Raw genomic sequence first — 17,290 nt, forward strand, 5'->3', positions numbered from 1 at the left:
CATCGCACGCGAAAAGGCCCCCTCCGGGGAGGGGGCCTTTCCTCGGCTCACGGTCCGCGGACTACTCGCCGCCGCGCTTGTTGCCCGGCCGCCACACGACCAACGCACTCGTCTGCTGCACGTCCTGATACGGCACCAGGTCACGCCGGTACGAGGCGTGCACCTGCGCCTCGCGCTGGCGCATCGCGACCGCCGCGCCCTCCAGGGCCGCGGTCAGCTCCGCCACCCGCGCCTCCAGCGCGGTGACCTGGTTCTCCAGCTCGATGATGCGCTTGATTCCGGCCAGGTTGATGCCCTCGTCCTGCGACAGCTGCTGCACCTGGCGGAGCAGCTCGATGTCGCGGGCCGAGTAGCGCCGGCCCCGCCCGGCCGTACGGTCCGGGGAGACGAGCCCCAGCCGGTCGTACTGGCGCAGGGTCTGCGGGTGCAGCCCACTGAGCTGCGCCGCCACCGAGATGACGTACACCGGGGTCTCGTCGGTCAGTTCGTACGGGTTGCGTCGGCGTGCGTCCATTGCCTCAAGCCCCCTTCGCGGCCTGGAAGAGCTCCGCCCGCGGGTCCTCACCCGCGGTGGCTCGACGGTACGCCTCCAGAGCCTCGCGCGCCTCGTCGTTCAGCTCCTTCGGGACGGCGACCTCCACCGTCACGAGCAGGTCGCCGCGGGTGCCGTCCTTGCGGACCGCCCCCTTGCCGCGGGCCCGCATCGTGCGTCCGTTGGGCGTGCCCGCGGGGATCTTCAGCGTGACCGGGGGCCCGCCGAGGGTCGGCACCCTGATCTCGCCGCCGAGCGCCGCCTCCGCGTAGGAGACCGGCACGGTGACGGTGAGGTTGTCGCCCTTGCGGCCGAACACCGGGTGCGCGTCCACGTGGACCACCACGTACAGGTCGCCGGCCGGGCCGCCCCGCTCGCCGGGCGCGCCCTTGCCGCGCAGCCTGATCCGCTGCCCGTCGGAGACGCCCGCCGGGATGCGGACCTGCATGGTGCGCGACGACTTGGCGCGGCCGCTGCCGTGGCAGACGTCGCACGGGTCCTCGGCGATCAGGCCGCGGCCCTTGCAGTCCACGCACGGGTCGGTCAGCGAGAAGGACCCGCTGCCGCCGCGCGACACCTGGCCCGTGCCCACACAGGTGGGGCACACGCGCGGTGTGCCGTTCTTGTCGCCCGTGCCGGAACAGGCCCGGCAGGGCTGCTGGCTGGACATGCGCAGCGGGACCGTCGCTCCGTCGACGGCCTCGGTGAAGCTGAGCGTCACCTCGGACTCGACGTCCTGGCCGCGCCGCGGCTGCGTACGGGCCCCGGTGGCGCCGCCCCGGTTGAACAGTCCGCCGAAGACGTCCCCGAGGCCGCCGCCGAAGCCGCCTGCGCCGCCCGTTTGGGCCTGACCGCCGAAGAGGTCGCTCAGGTCGAAGTTGAACGTGCCGCCCGCACCACCGGGTCCGGGGCGGAAGCCGCCGTTGCCGAAGAGGGCGCGCGCCTCGTCGTACTCCTTGCGCTTCTTGGGGTCGCCGAGGACGTCGTTCGCCTCGGAGATCTCCTTGAAGCGGGCCTCGGCGCCGGCGTCGCCCTTGTTGGCGTCCGGGTGGAACTCACGGGCGAGCTTCCGGTACGCCTTCTTGATCTCGGCTTCGGTCGCGTCCTTGGGGACGCCGAGGACCTTGTAGTAGTCCTTCTCGACGAAGTCCTTCGTACTCATCGACGTCCCTCCTCCCGGACGATCACTGCGTCAGCCCCGGGGCCGGCGGTCCTGTGACCGCCGGCCCTGAAGCTGTCAGCCCTCTTCGGGGCCACCGTTCTCCTCGTCGGCCGACTGCTCTTCCTTCGCGGCCGGCGCGGCTCCCGGCTGGGGCTCGGCGACGGCGACACGCGCGGGACGGATGGTCCGCTCGCCGATCCGGTACCCCGGCTGGAGGATCGCCACGCAGGTCGTCTCCGTGACGTCCGGCGCGTACGAGTGCATCAGCGCCTCGTGCACGGTCGGGTCGAAGGGCTCGCCCTCCTTGCCGAACTGCTGGAGGCCCATCTTGGCGACGGTGGTCTCCAGCGACTCGGCGACCGACTTGAAGCCGCCGACCAGTTCGCCGTGCTCGCGCGCCCGGCCGATGTCGTCGAGCACGGGCAGCAGCTCGGTCAGGAGGTTCGCGACGGCGACCTCCTTGACCGCGACCCGGTCCCGCTCGACCCGGCGGCGGTAGTTCTGGTACTCGGCCTGCAGCCGCTGGAGGTCCGCGGTGCGCTCGGCGAGCGCGGTGCGGGTCTGGTCCAGCTCGGCGGTCAGGCCGGCCGACTGGTCCTTCTGGTTCGCGTCCCCGGCCGGGGCCGCCGCGCCCTCCTCGGTGGAAGGGGTCTCGGCGGCCTCGGCGGCGTCGTCGGGAGCGGCGCCGGAGGGGACGTCGGGCTTCTCCTCGAAGCCCGGAGTCTCCTCCGTCATGCCGCGCCACCCTTCGGCTTCTCGTCGTCGACGATCTCGGCGTCGATCACGTCGTCATCGGCCTTGGCGCCCTCGGCGCCCGCCTGCGCACCGCCGGCCTGGGCGGCCTGCGCGTCGGCGTACATGGCCTGGCCGAGCTTCTGGGAGACCGCCGCGACCTTCTCGGTGGCGGTGCGGATCTCCGCGGTGTCCTCGCCCTTCAGCTTCTCCTTGAGCTCGTTCACCGCCTCCTCGACCTCGGACTTGATCTCACCCGGCACCTTGTCGGCGTTGTCGGTGAGGAACTTCTCCGTCTGGTAGACGAGCTGCTCGCCCTGGTTGCGGGTCTCGGCGGCCTCGCGGCGCTTGTGGTCCTCCTCCGCGTACCGCTCGGCCTCCTCGCGCATCCGGTCGACCTCGTCCTTCGGGAGCGAGGAGCCGCCGGTGACGGTCATCTTCTGCTCCTTTCCGGTGCCGAGGTCCTTGGCCGTGACGTGCATGATGCCGTTGGCGTCGATGTCGAAGGACACCTCGATCTGCGGGACGCCGCGCGGCGCCGGCGGCAGACCGGTCAGCTCGAACATGCCGAGCTTCTTGTTGTACGCCGCGATCTCGCGCTCGCCCTGGTAGACCTGGATCTGCACCGACGGCTGGTTGTCCTCGGCCGTGGTGAAGATCTCCGAGCGCTTCGTCGGGATCGTGGTGTTGCGCTCGATCAGCTTGGTCATGATGCCGCCCTTGGTCTCGATGCCGAGGGACAGCGGGGTGACGTCGAGCAGCAGGACGTCCTTGACCTCGCCCTTGAGGACACCGGCCTGGAGCGAGGCGCCGATCGCGACGACCTCGTCCGGGTTCACACCCTTGTTGGCCTCCTTGCCGCCGGTCAGCTCCTTGACGAGCTCGGCGACGGCGGGCATGCGGGTGGAGCCGCCGACGAGGACGACGTGGTCGATCTCGGAGAGCTGGATGCCCGCGTCCTTGATGACGTTGTGGAACGGGATCTTGCAGCGCTCCAGCAGATCGGCGGTCAGCTGCTGGAACTGGGCGCGCGTGAGCTTCTCGTCCAGGTGCAGCGGGCCCTCGGCGGACGCCGTGATGTAGGGCAGGTTGATCGAGGTCTCGGTGGACGAGGACAGCTCGATCTTCGCCTTCTCGGCGGCCTCGCGCAGGCGCTGGAGCGCCATCTTGTCCTTGGAGAGGTCCACGCCGTGGCCGCTCTGGAACTGCTTGACCAGGTAGTCGACGATGCGCTGGTCCCAGTCGTCACCACCGAGGTGGTTGTCGCCGTTGGTGGCCTTGACCTCGACCACGCCGTCGCCGATCTCCAGCAGCGACACGTCGAAGGTGCCGCCGCCGAGGTCGAAGACGAGGATCGTCTGGTCGTCCTTGTCGAGGCCGTACGCCAGGGCGGCGGCGGTCGGCTCGTTGACGATGCGCAGGACGTTCAGGCCCGCGATCTCGCCGGCCTCCTTGGTGGCCTGGCGCTCGGAGTCGTTGAAGTACGCCGGGACGGTGATGACCGCGTCCGTGACCTTCTCGCCCAGGTAGGCCTCGGCGTCCCGCTTCAGCTTCTGCAGGATGAACGCGGAGATCTGCTGCGGGTTGAAGTTCTTCCCGTCCAGCTCGATCTTCCAGTCCGTGCCCATGTGGCGCTTGACCGAGCGGATGGTCCGGTCGACGTTGGTGACGGCCTGCCGCTTGGCGACCTCACCCACGAGGACCTCGCCGTTCTTGGCGAAGGCGACGACGGACGGCGTGGTCCTGGCGCCCTCGGCGTTGGTGATGACGGTGGGCTCGCCGCCTTCCAGAACGCTGACGACGGAGTTAGTCGTGCCCAGGTCGATGCCGACCGCACGTGCCATTTCGATTCCTCCAGCTGACTTGAGTGGAACAGACTCAAGGATGCACGACGCATCCGCCGCGGTCAACAGACCTGAGCCAGAGCGGCTCAACTTTTATCCGGCGCTTATACGCAACACGGTGCGCCTCACCGACGCCGCGACCCACTCCCCCTAGGGTGCTGCACACCGGACCTTCCCAACCTTCCACACCTTCACCCCTTCGGCGAACGATCCGGACAAACACCCGCCAGCCGCCATGACCTCCCCAGAACGGTCAGGTGTCCTGCCCATGCACCCCAAGCGCCTCCTGGACCTCGCCCTCGGCTCCGCCCTCCTCGCCCTGGCGGCCCCCGCCCTGCTCGCCGCCGCGGCCGCCCGCGCCCTGCGCCGCCACCGCCCCGGCAGCCACCGCGAGGACGTCCTCGTACGGGAGACCGTCACCGGCCTGCACGGCCGCACCTTCACGCTGCGCACCCTGCCCGTACGGCGTCTGCGCCTCGACGCGCTGTCGCGGCTGCCGCACGTCGTGCGCGGCGAGATGTCGCTCGTGGGACCCCGCCGCTGCCGCCCGGCACACCCGGCGCGGACGCGCCCTGGCGGCAGCTGGTCAAGCCCGGCATGACCGGCCTGGCGCAGGTCAGACGGGACTCTGCGCTCCCCTGGGACGAGCCGCTGCTGCTGGACCAGCACTACGTGGAGCACCATGGGATGGGACTGGACGCCGAACTGCTGCTCCGCACCCCCGCGGCGCTGCTGCGCGCCGCACGGCGCCCCAAGCGCTGAGAGGGGCGGCGGGGGCGGCGGCGAGGGGCGGCGGTCAGGCTCACCTGAGCGACGCAGATCACCGCCTGCGCGGCTACAGTGCGGCGGAATATCTGGGTACGCTCAGCAGTCGAACCCCATAAGTTACCGCTTAGTAATGCCGGAAGCCCCACCTCGCAGGCCCGAGGAGCCCCCATGCAACTCGCCGCGATCATTGTGTCGCTGACCCTGACCGTGGTCGGCGTTGCGCTCTTTGCCCGAGCGATCGCGCACATCTACCGGTTCGTGCGGATCGGCCAGCCCGTGCCGGCCGGCAGCCGCACCGACAACTGGAAGGCCCGCACGGTCACCGTGGTCCGGGAGTTCCTCGGCCACACCCGGATGAACCGCTGGGGGATCGTCGGCTTCGCGCACTGGTTCGTCGCCATCGGCTTCCTCACCCTGCCGCCCACGCTGGCGCAGGCGTACGGGCAGCTGTTCCAGGCGGACTGGACGCTGCCGGTCATCGGCGGCTTCCTGCCGTTCGAGATGTACACCGAGGGCATCGGTCTCGCGACCGTCCTCGGCATCCTCGTGCTGATGGTGATCCGGCTGCTGAGCCTGCCGTCCCGCGCCGGCCGCAAGTCCCGCTTCGCCGGCTCCAAGGCCTGGCAGGCGTACTTCGTCGAGTACGTGATCCTCACCATCGGCGTCGTCATCCTGGTCCTGCGCGGCCTCGAGGGCGCCCTGCACCACGTCGACTCGTACGACCCGGCCTACTTCGTGTCGTACCCGCTCGTCCTGGCCTTCGACGGGCTGAGCACCGGCACCCTGCAGAACCTGGTCTACCTCGCCGCCATGGTGAAGATCAGCGTCTCCCTGATCTGGATGATCACGGTCTCGCTCAACACCAACATGGGCGTGGCCTGGCACCGCTTCCTCGGCTTCCCGAACATCTGGTTCAAGCGCAACGCCACCGGCGAGACCTCGCTGGGCGCCCTGCTGCCGATGACCTCGGGCGGCAAGGAGATCGACTTCGAGACCGTCTTCGACGACGAGGAGGGCGCGGAGGAGACCGTCTTCGGCGTCTCCCAGGTCGAGCACTTCTCGTGGAAGGGCATCCTCGACTTCTCCACGTGCACCGAGTGCGGACGCTGCCAGTCGCAGTGCCCCGCCTGGAACACGGGCAAGCCGCTCTCCCCGAAGCTGCTGATCATGTCGCTGCGCGACCACGCGCACGCGAAGGCGCCGTACCTGCTCGCCGGCGGCGGCAAGACCATGGAGGGCGAGGAGAAGGCGTCCGCCGAGGCCCTGAAGGACGTCCCCGCCTCCGCGCTCGCCGAGGCCGAGCGCCCGCTGATCGGCACCGCCGAGGAGAACGGCGTCATCGACCCGGACGTCCTGTGGTCCTGCACCACCTGCGGCGCCTGCGTCGAGCAGTGCCCGGTCGACATCGAGCACATCGACCACATCGTCGACATGCGCCGCTACCAGGTGATGATCGAATCCGCGTTCCCGTCCGAGGCGGGCACGATGCTCAAGAACCTGGAGAAGAAGGGCAACCCCTGGGGCCTGGCGAAGAAGCAGCGCGTCGAGTGGACCAAGGAGGTCGACTTCGAGGTCCCGATCGTCGGCAAGGACATCGAGGACCTCACCGAGGTCGACTACCTGTACTGGGTCGGCTGCGCCGGCGCCCTGGAGGACCGCGCCAAGAAGACCACCAAGGCCTTCGCGGAGCTGCTGCACATGGCGGGCGTCAAGTTCGCGATCATGGGCGGCGAGGAGAAGTGCACCGGTGACTCCCCGCGCCGCCTGGGCAACGAGCCGCTGTTCCAGCAGCTCGGCCAGGAGAACGTCGCGATGCTGAACATGGCGTTCGGCGAGGACGAGGACGAGCCCTCCACCAAGAAGCCGAAGTCCGCGAAGAAGATCGTCGCGACCTGCCCGCACTGCTTCAACACGATCGCGAACGAGTACCCGCAGCTCGGCGGCGAGTTCGAGGTCATCCACCACACGCAGCTGCTCCAGCACCTCATCGACGAGGGCCGGCTCACCCCGGTCACCCCGGTCGACGGACTGATCACCTACCACGACCCGTGCTACCTGGGCCGGCACAACAAGGTCTACACGCCGCCGCGCGAGATCATGACCGCCGTCCCCGGCCTGCGCCAGCAGGAGATGCACCGCCACAAGGAGCGCGGCTTCTGCTGCGGCGCCGGCGGCGCGCGGATGTGGATGGAGGAGCGCATCGGCAAGCGCATCAACACCGAGCGCGTCGACGAGGCCCTCTCGCTCAACCCGGACATCGTGTCCACGGCGTGCCCGTTCTGCCTGGTCATGCTCACCGACTCGGTGAACGGCAAGAAGAACGAGGGCCAGGCCAAGGAGTCGCTCCAGGTCGTGGACGTGGCGCAGCTCCTCCTGGAGTCGGTGAAGACCCCGGCGGCCGAGTCCCCGGAGTCGGACGAGGCCGCGGAGCCGGAGCCGGCGAAGTAGTCGCGCCCCTCGGCCTTCAGGCCGCCGGGACGCGTCAGGGCCGGGTCCTCCCCCACGGGGGTGGACCCGGCCCTTCGCCGTACGGGGCGCCGACGGGGCGGGCGGCTTCCCCGGTACGGCGCCCACGGCGCGGGCGGCCCTCCGGTACGGGCCACGGGGCGCGCGGCTCACGTACGGGGCCGTGGGGCGGCCCGGCCCCCTCCGCGTACGCCGGGCTCACCTCCCCGTACGCCCCTCGCCGCCTCCCGCCACGCCCTTCCTCCCGCCACGCCCTTCATGGCCCCGCCACGCCCCGCGCGCCTCCCCCGCCCCCTAAGGGACCCCAACTAGGGGATGTCACAGCTCAGCAGCAATGACGCCCTGTCACCCGGCCGGGTAGGTCCCCACCCTCCGGACCGGGTACGTTCGTTGACGTGGCTGGATTCAGGATCGGACGCGGCCGGGACAACCGCACCCCGCACCAACAAGGGCAGCAGCCCCCGCAGACGCGGCAGGGGCAGTACGGCAACGGCACCCCGCCCGCGCCGCCGTCGTACGCGTCGCCGCAGCAGTGGTCGCGCGACGGCCGCACGCACGGCGAGCCGGAGTACTTCGGCGACCCGTACCAGCAGCACGGCGCGCCTCACCACGGCGGACCGCACCACGGGCAACCGCACCACGGCGGGCAGCACCCGCACCACGGGCAGCAGCAGCCGTACGCGCCCCACGCGCACGCCGCGAACAATCCGGGTCACACCCAGGTGTTCAGCATCCACGACGACCCGTACGGCCCTGCGGAGACCCACCAGGCGGGTGCCGCGCCTTCGGGGCCGCGCCTGCCGTGGCAGCGGCTGCTGAGCGGCATCGTGATGCGCCCGGGGCCCACGTTCTGGCAGATGCGCGACCACGCCGTGTGGGCGCCGGCGCTGGTGGTCACCTTCGTCTACGGCCTGCTGGCGCTGTTCGGCTTCGACAAGGCGCGCGAGGAGACGATCAACTCCACCCTCTCGACGGCCGTGCCCGCCGTGCTGATCACCGCCCTGATGTTCGTCGTGGGCGGTCTGATCCTGGGGGCGGTGACCCACACCCTCGCCCGCCAGCTGGGCGGCGACGGGGCGTGGCAGCCGACCGTGGGCCTGTCCATGCTGATCATGTCGATGACGGACGCCCCGCGTCTGCTGTTCGCGCTGTTCCTGGGCGGTGAGAACCCGCTGGTGCAGGTGATCGGCTGGCTGTCGTGGGTGGCGGCGGGCGCGCTGTTCACGTCGATGGTCAGCAAGTCCCACGACCTGCCGTGGCCGAAGGCGCTGGGCGCGTCGGCGATCCAGCTGGTGGCGCTGCTGTCCCTGATCAAGCTCGGCACCCTGTAGGGGCACGGGGCATGGCGAGGGCCCGCGACCGGTGACGGTCGCGGGCCCTCGCCCGTGTCCGGGCCTCGGCGGTCAGGCGTCGAGGACCTGTCCGGAGCGCCGCACGACGGGCTTCTCGACGCTCCACGGGAAGTTGATCCAGTCGTCGGTGCGCTTCCAGACGTACTCGCACTTCACGAGCGACTGGGACTTCTCGTAGATCACCGCGGAGCGGACCTCGGCGACGTGGTCGAGGCAGAAGTCGTGGACGAGCTTCAGCGTCTTGCCCGTGTCGGCGACGTCGTCGGCGATGAGGACCTTCTTGTTGCTGAAGTCGATCGCGTTCGGGACGGGCGCCAGCATGACCGGCATCTCCAGCGTAGTGCCGAGTACGTACCGGTAATCGCTGGGCGTGGCCCCTCGCAAGACATAGTCTTGAACACGAGGGGGCTACATGACGACTACCGTTGTCGCAGCTCAGAGCGAGGTTCCTCGCTCTCTTGTCCTTACCGGCGTTGGGGGCGAGGGTTCTCGCTCACTCTCCGGTTTGCGCGGTGGCAGGTACGCGCGTAAGAGCGCGTACCGCGGCAAGAGCGCGCGCCGAGGCTTCTCGGTGCGCGAGCAGCTCGACGCCTCGCAAGGTGACGCCGACCGCCTCGGCGTGAACATCGTTGAGGACTTCATCGACGATGACCGTTCGGCTTCTCGCTTCCGCGAACGCGAGCGCGAGGAGTTCGAGCGAATGATTGAGTGGATCGAGACTGGCAAACTCGACATCGTCCTCGCGTGGGGGGCGTACCGCCTCCAGCGTGACCTAGAGGTTTACACCCGGTTGCGCAATGCCTGTGCGACGCATGGCGTTCTCTGGTGCTATGGCGGCAAGGTCTACGACCTGTCGAACAAGGACGACCGATTCCGCACGGGCCTCGACGCACTGCTCGGTGAGCGCGAGGTCGACGAGCTGCGCGACAACATCATGCGTACGTTGCGCGCGAACGCAATCACGGGTCGCCCGCACGGCATCACGCCGTATGGGTACCGGCGCGTCTACGACGAGAAGACCGGCGCATTCGTGCGAGTCGAAAAGGACCCGGAGCAGGCGCCGATCGTTCTAGAAATCAGTAAGCGTGTCGCGAACGGGGAGCCGTACAGGGCGATTGCTAAGGACTTGCAGGATCGAGGCGTTCCCGCGCCGGCCCTGCGATGGACTAAGGGCATGGTTGCGCGCCTCGCGAAGTTCAAGCCGGAGAATCCGGCACATGAGCCGCTTTGGTGCGAGGCAGTCGAGCGTCTCGCCGCCGGCGACGACGAGTTGACAATCGCGCGTGATTTCAACGAGCGCGACGAGCCTCTGATCGCCGCTGTCTGGCACGGTGCCACGATCAAGGATTACGCGACAGATATTCGGTACACAGGGGCACGTACGCACTACGGCACCGTGACGAACGAGGAGGCATGGCCCAAGATCGTGCCTCCGCGGGTATACGCCAAGTGCGCGGCGCTCGTTGAAGCGAAGGCGAGTAAGCCGAGCAACTCGCGCCCCGGCGTCGCTAAGTACCTGCTGTCGTCGATCATGTGTTGCGCGGTGTGCAAGATCCCCGTTGTGTCGGAGCACACCGACTACGGGTTGAACTACCAGTGCAAGACGCCCGGGAAGAACGGCGCCAAGGGGTACCACGTGAGCAGCAAGCAGGCGCCGATCGACGAGTACGTGCTCGGGGTGCTGTTCGACTGGCTCGCCTCGCCGGCGTTCGTCGAGGCGTACACCAAGGGCGACGAGGAACTGCAAGAGAAGATCGCCAACGCCAAGGCCGAGGCTGAGCTGCTCACGGCCCGGTTGGAAGAGTTCCGCGACAAGGCCGCCGAGGGCGAGCTCTCGGCCGAGAGCCTCGCAGCAATGGAAGGAAGGCTACTTCCGAAGATCGCGAAGGCCGAGGCGGACGCGAAGGCGCTTCGGGCGCCGAGTGTGGTCGCGGATCTTGCCGGCGCGTCGCGCTCGGAGATCGAGAAGGCGTGGCCGCAGCTCAAGGTTGCCCAGCAGCGGTTGATCGTCGAGTCGCTGCTCGAAGTCAAGCTGCACCCGGTCGGCAAGGGACGGCACAGCCGTGCGGGTGTTCCGATCGAGTCGTACGTGACGGTGGTTCGTAAGTCGCTGCATCCGACGGTCACCAAGCAGTCCGAGGTGACCACGGCGGCGTAAGTCTGCTGGATGGGGAAGGGGCCGCGCGGCGTGTGCCGCGCGGCCCCTTCGTGTCGCTCAGTCGCGGTCGGGTCTGCCCTCGTCAGAGTCCGATCGCTTGTCCGGGCCAGGGTGGGGGGCAAGGCCGTTGAGCGCTTGTTCTAGGCCGGCGGCGCCTGTGGGGGTGATGTGCCGGCCGTCTACGTCGATCGTCAGTCCGTCTCGGGTTGCGCGGACGACTGCGATTGCTCCTGTGTCCAGTTGGCGGCGGTTTACGCGGATCAAGGTTGCCCCCCTGTTGGCATGGCTCACCCATGACTCGAACATATGCCCGAGTCACGGGGCCCGGACTACCTTACTCCGCACACCACCCCAGGTCACTCGCATACCACGTTGCGCTACTGACATGTCCAACGATCAATCATCGTCCGTCAGTTCCCGAGGCAGTTCGCCCGCGGCGTACCGCCTGAGCAGGTTCTCGACCTTGGGCATGTCCTGGCGTCCCATGCCGGGCGCGTGGACGACGACGACCGTCGACTCATCGGTGCTGGCCTTGAACGGGTCGTCCGCGACCAGTCCGCAATACTGCTGCGACGCTGCGATGCGCACCTGGCGCTCGGGCTTCCCAAGAGCCTTCGCCATGGCCCCCACCATCCCCGGGCCGACGTGTACGCGTTCGTCCTTGGCTATCCGATAGATGGTCGTGTGGCCGACCCGCTCCTCGGTCATCGGGTCGACCGCCTTCTCGGCGAGCTTGCGGTACGAGAGGCCCGTCTCTGCCATCACCTCGCGGACGAGGTCGCCCAGAGGGGTGCCAAAGGGCCAACTTGGGGTGCCGGTCTCCGACACGCTTCTCACTCCCGTTCTTGTTGCAAAACTCGAACACTCTCATCTAACCAGCGATCAACGAAATCCGCACACCTGGAACTGCGTTGACGTGCCGTTTCAGGCCGCTTACGGTTGCGAGTGTTCGAGTACTGCAACAGTCGGACGGGGGCTTTCGGGTACTTCGCCCCCATGGCTGTTCGAATTGTGGAACACAACGGAAGGGGGAGCCGTGGCCACAGCACAGACGCCGCCGACGCTGGCGAACCCCGAGGACTGGCCCGAGCCGACCGACGAGCAGGTCGAGCTCGTGCGGCGCGTCCTCGCCCCTCTTGTCCATCAGGTACGCGCCGAGCGTGCCGAGCAGCAGTCCGCAGCGCGAGGAGAGAACAGCACGTGAGCGAGGTTGAGTTCGTTGGTCCGCCGCCGGCGCAGCGCAACACGAAGCACACCAGGATCGCCCGCGAGCTGCGGGCGCACCCACGGGTGTGGGGTGTCGTCCGCCGGCCCGACACTCTGCCCCGAGCGGCCTCTGCCGCACAGGCGATCCGCGATGCGCGCCTGCCCGCCTACGCGCCGGCGGGATCGTTCGAGGCTGTCGCCCGCACGGTCACCGTGGGCGGGCGCACCGAGCACCGGGTGTACGCCCGCTACGTGGGCGAGCAGCCGTGACAACCACGTCCGCGCAGCCGGCGCTCGTGACGCCGACGGGTGTCGTCGTCGCCCCGGCCAGTCTCGACCGCGAGCAGTGGCTCAAGGTGCGCCGTACGGGCATCGGCGGATCGGAAGTCGCCGCGGTGCTCGGCATGAGCAAGTACACGTCGCCGCTTGAGGTCTACCTCGACAAGGTCGGCGAGCTGCCGCTCGACCGCCCGCAGCACCCGGACCTCGAAGAGGCCGCGTTCTGGGGACTGGCGCACGAGCCAACGATCGCCCGCGTGTTCGCCGAGCGATCCGGCCTCGGAGTCGTCGAGGGCCCGGGCACCCTGGCCCACGTCAAGCACCGGTGGATGCTCGCCAACGTCGACCGGTACGTGCTCGACGAGGGCGAGTCGACACCGTCCAGCCTGCTGGAGATCAAGACTCGCTCGGCCTTTCAGCTCGACGAGTGGCTGCTCGGCGTACCGGACGGGCCGGCGCTGCAAACGCACTGGTACCTCGCGGTGACGGGCTACTCGCACGCGTACGTCGCCGCGCTGCTCGGCGGTAACCGTCTGCTGATTCACCGGGTGGAGCGCGACGAGGGCCTCGCCGAGCACCTCGTCGAGATCCTCGGCGAGTTCTGGCAGGGAGTGCTCGACCGCCGGCCGCCCGCCGTCGATGGCAGCGAGGCCACCGAGGAACTGCTCGGGCACCTCTACGAGGTCAAGGCCGGCGCCGTGACGGTTGCCGATCCGGCCGAGGTGCTGCCGCTGCTGGAGCGCCGGCGCGAGCTCAAGGCGCGCGAGCAGCGGGTCGTCGACGAGCTGCGCGAGGTCGACAACCGGCTCAAGGCCGTTGCCGGCGAGGCCGAGGTCGTCAAGGTGCAGGACCGGGTCGCGTTCACGTGGAAGCAGAACGGCCCACTCTCGCAGAAACGGTTCACCGCGGCTCACCCCGAGCTCGCAGCCAAGTACACGCACAGCGTCGATGCGCTGGATACCGCCCGCATCGCCGCCGAGCACCCCGACGAGTTCCGCGCCCACCGTGCGCGACGCCTCGTTGTGCCCAAGGAGAACGCCGCAGCGTGAGCAACCTCGCCGAGCGAGTCGCAGCCAAGAACGCCAACCGCCCCGCCGTCCAGACCAACCGACCCCAGCCCGCCACCCTTGTGCAGTTCGTGCAGCAGATGCGCCCGGAGATCGAGCGCGCGCTGCCGGCCCACCTCGGGGGCGCCGATCGGATCGCCCGTATCGCGCTTACCGAGCTGCGCCGCGTCGAGCACCTCGCCGAGTGCAGCCGCGAGTCGTTCGCCGGCGCCCTGATGACCTGTGCGCAGCTCGGCCTCGAACCGGGCGGCGTCTCGGGCGAGGCGTACCTGCTGCCGTTCTTCAACCGGAAGCAGCGCACGTACGAGGTGCAGCTCGTGCTCGGGTATCAGGGCATGATCAAGCTGTACTGGCAGCATCCCCTCGCCGCCGGCCTCGACACGCACACCGTGTTCGAGGGTGACGAGTTCGAGTACGAGTACGGCCTCACCCCTGTGTTGAAGCATCGGCCGGCCCGGGGCAGCGCCAAGGGACAGCCGACGCACTACTACGCGGTGGCTCGGCTCACTAACGGCGGCTCGGCGTTCGTCGTGCTGGACGTCGACGACGTCGAGGCGATCCGTAAGCGCAGCAAGGCCAAGGACTTTGGCCCGTGGGCGACCGACTACGACGCCATGGCCCGGAAGACCGCCGTACGGCAGTTGTTCAAGCTGCTGCCGAAGTCTGCCGAGCTCGCCCGTGCCGTCGCGCACGACGAGACCGTGCGCCGCGATCCGTCACCCGAGGGGCTCGACGCCCCCGGCGACTACATCGAGGGCGAGATCGTCGAGCGGCCGGCCGCCGAGGGCGCCGAGCACGCGACTGTCGAGGACGTACCGGAACAGTTCGCCGGCTGGCCCGAGGCCGCCGAGCCGGCCGTCGCCGAGGCCGCCGCGCAGTGATCCGCCGGCCGGCCATCGCCTACCGGTGCCGGCACTGGGACGGGACGAGGCGCCGCTATTGCGGCGCCCCGGGCGCCCGCCGCTACCTGACCGGCTACCGGTGCCCCCTGCACACCCCCGCGGCCCTCGCCGGCCGCCCCGAACCCGACACCCCACCACCACCGTAAGGAGGGCCGGCGCCGTGGCGTGGCTCAAGATCGACGACTCCAGCCACATGCACCCGAAGTTCATCGCCGCCGGCAACGCGGCTCTTGGACTCTGGTTGCGCTGCGGCGCCTACTCCGCGCAGCACCTCACCGAGGGACACGTGCCCGGGGCCGTCGCCAAGCAGTACGGCACCGCCCCGCAGGCCCGCAAGCTCGTCTCGGTCGGCCTGTGGCACGAGCACGGGCACGACTGCCCCCGCTGTGCGCAGCCGGCCCCGGGCGACTACGTCGTGCACGACTTCTTCGAGTCCGGTCGCAACGCCACCCGCGCCCAGGTCGAGGCCAACCGCGCCGCCGCCGCAGAGCGCAAGGCCAAGAGCCGAACGCGCGCGAACAGCACGCGGACCGTCGACGAATCGGCCGCGGATCGTGAGCGAAACGCCCACGGTCCGACGCCGAATGCCGACCGAACCGAACCCCCGTTTCAGGGCGAGAGCGCAGGTCAAGAGGAGTTGTCACGGCGTGACGCTGCGGAGGGTGTCACAGGCCCCCAAGCCAACACCAAGCCTTACCCCTCCACTTCCTACGGAAGTGGAGGGAAACAAGCTAGCTCCGCCGAACCTCGGATCGCCGAGCCTGTGCGACCCCTCGTCGACGCCATGAGCGCCGCCGGAATGGTCGTCTCATGGGAGCTCGCCCCGGGCGAGTGGGTGCTGCTGCAAGCCCTGATCGAACGCTGCGGCGTCGCCGTTCTCGTCGACCACGCCGGCGGAGCCTGGCAGGCCGCCCGCACCCGCCCCCGCTCGGCTCGGTACTTCCTCGCCGGCTGGCGCTCCCTCCCGTCGATGCCCGCCCACGCGCCCGACACCGGCCGCGGCCCCAACGTCGTGCCGCTCAAGGCCGGCCGCCCCTCAACCACCGATCAGCGCGTGCGCGACGGACTCGACCTCGCCGCCCGACTCCGCGAACAGGAGGCCACATCATGACCCCGGCCGACGCCGCCGAGCTGCTCACCCTGTGCGCAGCATTCGACCGCCGCACCATCGGCGAGGCCGACGCCCGCGCATGGGCCTACGCGCTGCGCGACGTCCCCCTCGACGACGACACCCGCGACGCCGTCGCCGACCACTACGGCCGTACCGAGGAGTGGATCACCCCCGCCCACGTGCGGAAGATCCGGGCCCGCATCCGTGCCGACCGCATCGGCGCCGCCCACCCCGTCTACGAACCCCCGCAGGGCGCGTACGAGACCGGCGCCCAGTTCACCGCGCGGCGCCGCGCACAGATCTCTGCCGCGGCCGACGGCACCCTGCCGGCCCGCTCCATCGGGCAGGCACTCGACGCCGCCCCGCCGCGCAAGGTCCTCGCCCTTGTCGCCGGCATCGGCCGTCCCGTCGACGACGAGCCGGCCCCGTACATCACTCCCGAGCGCAAAGCCGAGGTCCGCGCCCCGCTCAGCGGTAAGCGCGCCGCCCTCGTCGAGCTCGCCGTCGACTGCCCGAACGAGCAGTGCCGAGCCAGCCGTCGACACCTGTGCAAGGGATCGCGCGGCGCCGAGCTGCGCACCGGAGTGCACGCGAGTCGCCGAGACGCGTACGCGGTCGCCTACGCCACCTGTCCCGAGTGCCAGGCAGGCCCCGGCCAGCAGTGCACCGCACCCGAGCCTCACCCCGCGCGCATCCGTGCCGCCCTCGCGCCGGCCCCGGACGCCGAGGACGACGAGGACAAGCAGCAGGACCTCGCCCGCCTCATGAGCACCCCGCCGCAGCCGCGCACCGCACGCGCCCGCCACACGACCGGAGGACTCCGCGCATGACCCCCAACGCCGCCCGAGCCACCATCGCCGCCCACCTGACCGACGCACTCGACGTGCACCCGCACCTCGCCACGATCACCGCATCCGAGCTGCTCGACCGCCTCGCCCGCGACGGATGGCAGATCACCGTCACCCGGGACGCGCGACCGGTCGCGCCTCGCGCGCGGGAGACCTCGCGCGCTCGGCGCCTCGTCGCTCGGCTCACCCGCCGTACCCGAACGAACGGAGACCCGACCCCATGACGACCGCCGTTCTCGCCGCCGCGCTCGTCGTGCTGCTCGTCGTCTCGGGCGTACCGCTCGGCCGGCTCGCGTGCCGACGAGACCCGGGCCCGCTACGCCGACACCCGGCCGACACCCGCGGCGCCTGCCCGCCGCACTGCATCACCTGCACCGCACTGAACGAGGGGGACCGATGAACACCCGCACCACCCGCACCCGAGCCGACTCTCGCCGTGGCCGGATCGCCGCCCGCGAGACCGAACGCGACGCCCGCCGCGACCGCTTCCGGCTGCTGCTCGCCCGCGCCGACCGCGGAGTGCTCACCCCCGAGGACTGCGCCCAGCTCCGCAGCGACGTCGAGGCCGAGGTCGCCGAGAACGACACCTTCCGGCGCAGCGCCGGCGGACAGCAGGCAGCAGCAATGCGGCTGCACAAGCGGATCGAGGCCGCCGAGCAGGCAATCGTCGAGACCGAGACCGAGCGCGACGAGCAGGCCGAGCGGCTCGCCACCGCGGCCAAGCTCGCCGGCGCCCTCGGCGACTACCTGCCCGGCGACGGATGGCACCTCGCCGAAACGATCCGGCACCTGTGCGAGGGCGAGCTCACGCCCGAGCAGGCCCTCGACGACACCGCCCACTGACCAACCCCCAGGGAGCACCA

General features: G+C 70.0%; 19 protein-coding genes and 1 pseudogene. 14 read left to right on the top strand and 6 right to left on the bottom strand.

The window, feature by feature from the left end; all coding sequences use genetic code 11:
- Positions 1-61: 61 nt before the first annotated feature.
- The 4 genes from ACSUPT_RS13315 to dnaK form a co-directional block, all read right to left on the bottom strand.
- Positions 62-514: a heat shock protein transcriptional repressor HspR gene (locus ACSUPT_RS13315; protein ID WP_351968368.1), complete on the bottom strand. Its 453-nt coding sequence runs from the start codon at positions 512-514 to the stop codon at positions 62-64.
- A gap of 4 nt (positions 515-518) precedes the next feature.
- Positions 519-1,694: a molecular chaperone DnaJ gene (gene dnaJ / locus ACSUPT_RS13320; RefSeq protein ID WP_351968369.1), complete on the bottom strand. Its 1,176-nt coding sequence runs from the start codon at positions 1,692-1,694 to the stop codon at positions 519-521.
- Positions 1,695-1,769: 75 nt separating this feature from the next.
- Positions 1,770-2,429, bottom strand: coding sequence for a nucleotide exchange factor GrpE (gene grpE / locus ACSUPT_RS13325; RefSeq protein ID WP_351968370.1), 660 nt, complete (start codon positions 2,427-2,429; stop codon positions 1,770-1,772).
- The gene (gene dnaK / locus ACSUPT_RS13330; RefSeq protein WP_365727125.1) at positions 2,426-4,270 is read right to left on the bottom strand and encodes a molecular chaperone DnaK; all 1,845 of its coding nucleotides are present in this window, start codon (positions 4,268-4,270) and stop codon (positions 2,426-2,428) included. Before dnaK ends, grpE begins: the two co-directional genes overlap by 4 nt.
- Before the next feature lie 268 nt (positions 4,271-4,538).
- Between dnaK and ACSUPT_RS13335 the strand changes: the two genes are divergently transcribed.
- The 4 genes from ACSUPT_RS13335 (at position 4,539) to ACSUPT_RS13350 (ending at position 8,835) form a co-directional block, all read left to right on the top strand.
- Positions 4,539-4,871 carry a hypothetical protein gene (locus tag ACSUPT_RS13335; RefSeq protein WP_436944384.1) on the top strand — a complete coding sequence of 111 codons (333 nt, stop codon included), beginning with the start codon at positions 4,539-4,541 and terminating at the stop codon, positions 4,869-4,871.
- The gene (locus tag ACSUPT_RS13340; protein ID WP_436944386.1) at positions 4,868-5,032 is read left to right on the top strand and encodes a hypothetical protein; all 165 of its coding nucleotides are present in this window, start codon (positions 4,868-4,870) and stop codon (positions 5,030-5,032) included. Before ACSUPT_RS13335 ends, ACSUPT_RS13340 begins: the two co-directional genes overlap by 4 nt.
- A gap of 174 nt (positions 5,033-5,206) precedes the next feature.
- Positions 5,207-7,486 (top strand): (Fe-S)-binding protein, encoded by a 2,280-nt coding sequence (locus ACSUPT_RS13345; protein WP_351966912.1) that lies wholly within the window; start codon positions 5,207-5,209, stop codon positions 7,484-7,486.
- A gap of 413 nt (positions 7,487-7,899) precedes the next feature.
- Positions 7,900-8,835 (top strand): Yip1 family protein, encoded by a 936-nt coding sequence (locus ACSUPT_RS13350; protein WP_436944387.1) that lies wholly within the window; start codon positions 7,900-7,902, stop codon positions 8,833-8,835.
- A 72-nt stretch (positions 8,836-8,907) separates the two neighbouring features.
- Here the strand turns inward: ACSUPT_RS13350 and ACSUPT_RS13355 are convergent.
- Positions 8,908-9,204, bottom strand: a pseudogene (locus ACSUPT_RS13355) (phosphoribosyltransferase); the annotation flags it as partial.
- Positions 9,205-9,268: 64 nt separating this feature from the next.
- Between ACSUPT_RS13355 and ACSUPT_RS13360 the strand changes: the two are divergent.
- Complete coding sequence (locus ACSUPT_RS13360; RefSeq protein WP_436944389.1) at positions 9,269-11,014, top strand: recombinase family protein; 1,746 nt, start codon at positions 9,269-9,271, stop codon at positions 11,012-11,014.
- A gap of 396 nt (positions 11,015-11,410) precedes the next feature.
- Here ACSUPT_RS13360 and ACSUPT_RS13365 read toward each other — a convergent pair whose 3' ends face one another.
- Entirely contained in the window at positions 11,411-11,842 is a 432-nt protein-coding gene (locus tag ACSUPT_RS13365) for a helix-turn-helix domain-containing protein (protein WP_436944390.1), read from the bottom strand.
- 208 nt (positions 11,843-12,050) lie between these two features.
- On the opposite strand from ACSUPT_RS13365, the gene ACSUPT_RS13370 reads away from it, so the two are divergent.
- From ACSUPT_RS13370 to ACSUPT_RS13410, 9 genes are all read left to right on the top strand, one after another.
- A complete protein-coding gene (locus ACSUPT_RS13370) occupies positions 12,051-12,218 on the top strand; it encodes a hypothetical protein (protein ID WP_436944392.1) in 168 nt (55 codons plus the stop codon).
- Positions 12,215-12,490, top strand: a complete 276-nt coding sequence (locus tag ACSUPT_RS13375; RefSeq protein ID WP_436944393.1) for a hypothetical protein — start codon at positions 12,215-12,217, stop codon at positions 12,488-12,490. Before ACSUPT_RS13370 ends, ACSUPT_RS13375 begins: the two co-directional genes overlap by 4 nt.
- Positions 12,487-13,548 carry a YqaJ viral recombinase family protein gene (locus ACSUPT_RS13380; RefSeq protein ID WP_436944395.1) on the top strand — a complete coding sequence of 354 codons (1,062 nt, stop codon included), beginning with the start codon at positions 12,487-12,489 and terminating at the stop codon, positions 13,546-13,548. Before ACSUPT_RS13375 ends, ACSUPT_RS13380 begins: the two co-directional genes overlap by 4 nt.
- Positions 13,545-14,447: a recombinase RecT gene (locus tag ACSUPT_RS13385; RefSeq protein ID WP_436944396.1), complete on the top strand. Its 903-nt coding sequence runs from the start codon at positions 13,545-13,547 to the stop codon at positions 14,445-14,447. The genes ACSUPT_RS13380 and ACSUPT_RS13385 overlap by 4 nt, the downstream gene beginning before the upstream one ends.
- A 181-nt stretch (positions 14,448-14,628) precedes the next feature.
- Positions 14,629-15,579: a mucin-2 gene (locus tag ACSUPT_RS13390; RefSeq protein ID WP_436944398.1), complete on the top strand. Its 951-nt coding sequence runs from the start codon at positions 14,629-14,631 to the stop codon at positions 15,577-15,579.
- The gene (locus ACSUPT_RS13395; protein WP_436944399.1) at positions 15,576-16,409 is read left to right on the top strand and encodes a zinc finger domain-containing protein; all 834 of its coding nucleotides are present in this window, start codon (positions 15,576-15,578) and stop codon (positions 16,407-16,409) included. The genes ACSUPT_RS13390 and ACSUPT_RS13395 overlap by 4 nt, the downstream gene beginning before the upstream one ends.
- Positions 16,406-16,651, top strand: coding sequence for a hypothetical protein (locus ACSUPT_RS13400; RefSeq protein ID WP_436944401.1), 246 nt, complete (start codon positions 16,406-16,408; stop codon positions 16,649-16,651). Before ACSUPT_RS13395 ends, ACSUPT_RS13400 begins: the two co-directional genes overlap by 4 nt.
- Positions 16,648-16,827 (top strand): hypothetical protein, encoded by a 180-nt coding sequence (locus ACSUPT_RS13405; protein ID WP_436944402.1) that lies wholly within the window; start codon positions 16,648-16,650, stop codon positions 16,825-16,827. The genes ACSUPT_RS13400 and ACSUPT_RS13405 overlap by 4 nt, the downstream gene beginning before the upstream one ends.
- The gene (locus ACSUPT_RS13410; RefSeq protein WP_436944404.1) at positions 16,824-17,270 is read left to right on the top strand and encodes a hypothetical protein; all 447 of its coding nucleotides are present in this window, start codon (positions 16,824-16,826) and stop codon (positions 17,268-17,270) included. Before ACSUPT_RS13405 ends, ACSUPT_RS13410 begins: the two co-directional genes overlap by 4 nt.
- Positions 17,271-17,290 lie beyond the last annotated feature (20 nt).

The sequence above is a fragment of the Streptomyces sp. SudanB25_2051 genome (genome assembly GCF_964272635.1).
In the GTDB taxonomy this organism is placed as follows: domain Bacteria; phylum Actinomycetota; class Actinomycetes; order Streptomycetales; family Streptomycetaceae; genus Streptomyces.

Coding starts and splice junctions, on each gene's coding strand:
- ACSUPT_RS13315 (WP_351968368.1), bottom strand. CDS start 514: ATGGACGCACGCCGACGCAACCCGTACGAACTGACCGACGAGACCCCG.
- dnaJ (WP_351968369.1), bottom strand. CDS start 1,694: ATGAGTACGAAGGACTTCGTCGAGAAGGACTACTACAAGGTCCTCGGC.
- grpE (WP_351968370.1), bottom strand. CDS start 2,429: ATGACGGAGGAGACTCCGGGCTTCGAGGAGAAGCCCGACGTCCCCTCC.
- dnaK (WP_365727125.1), bottom strand. CDS start 4,270: ATGGCACGTGCGGTCGGCATCGACCTGGGCACGACTAACTCCGTCGTC.
- ACSUPT_RS13335 (WP_436944384.1), top strand. CDS start 4,539: ATGCACCCCAAGCGCCTCCTGGACCTCGCCCTCGGCTCCGCCCTCCTC.
- ACSUPT_RS13340 (WP_436944386.1), top strand. CDS start 4,868: ATGACCGGCCTGGCGCAGGTCAGACGGGACTCTGCGCTCCCCTGGGAC.
- ACSUPT_RS13345 (WP_351966912.1), top strand. CDS start 5,207: ATGCAACTCGCCGCGATCATTGTGTCGCTGACCCTGACCGTGGTCGGC.
- ACSUPT_RS13360 (WP_436944389.1), top strand. CDS start 9,269: ATGACGACTACCGTTGTCGCAGCTCAGAGCGAGGTTCCTCGCTCTCTT.
- ACSUPT_RS13395 (WP_436944399.1), top strand. CDS start 15,576: ATGACCCCGGCCGACGCCGCCGAGCTGCTCACCCTGTGCGCAGCATTC.
- ACSUPT_RS13400 (WP_436944401.1), top strand. CDS start 16,406: ATGACCCCCAACGCCGCCCGAGCCACCATCGCCGCCCACCTGACCGAC.
- ACSUPT_RS13405 (WP_436944402.1), top strand. CDS start 16,648: ATGACGACCGCCGTTCTCGCCGCCGCGCTCGTCGTGCTGCTCGTCGTC.
- ACSUPT_RS13410 (WP_436944404.1), top strand. CDS start 16,824: ATGAACACCCGCACCACCCGCACCCGAGCCGACTCTCGCCGTGGCCGG.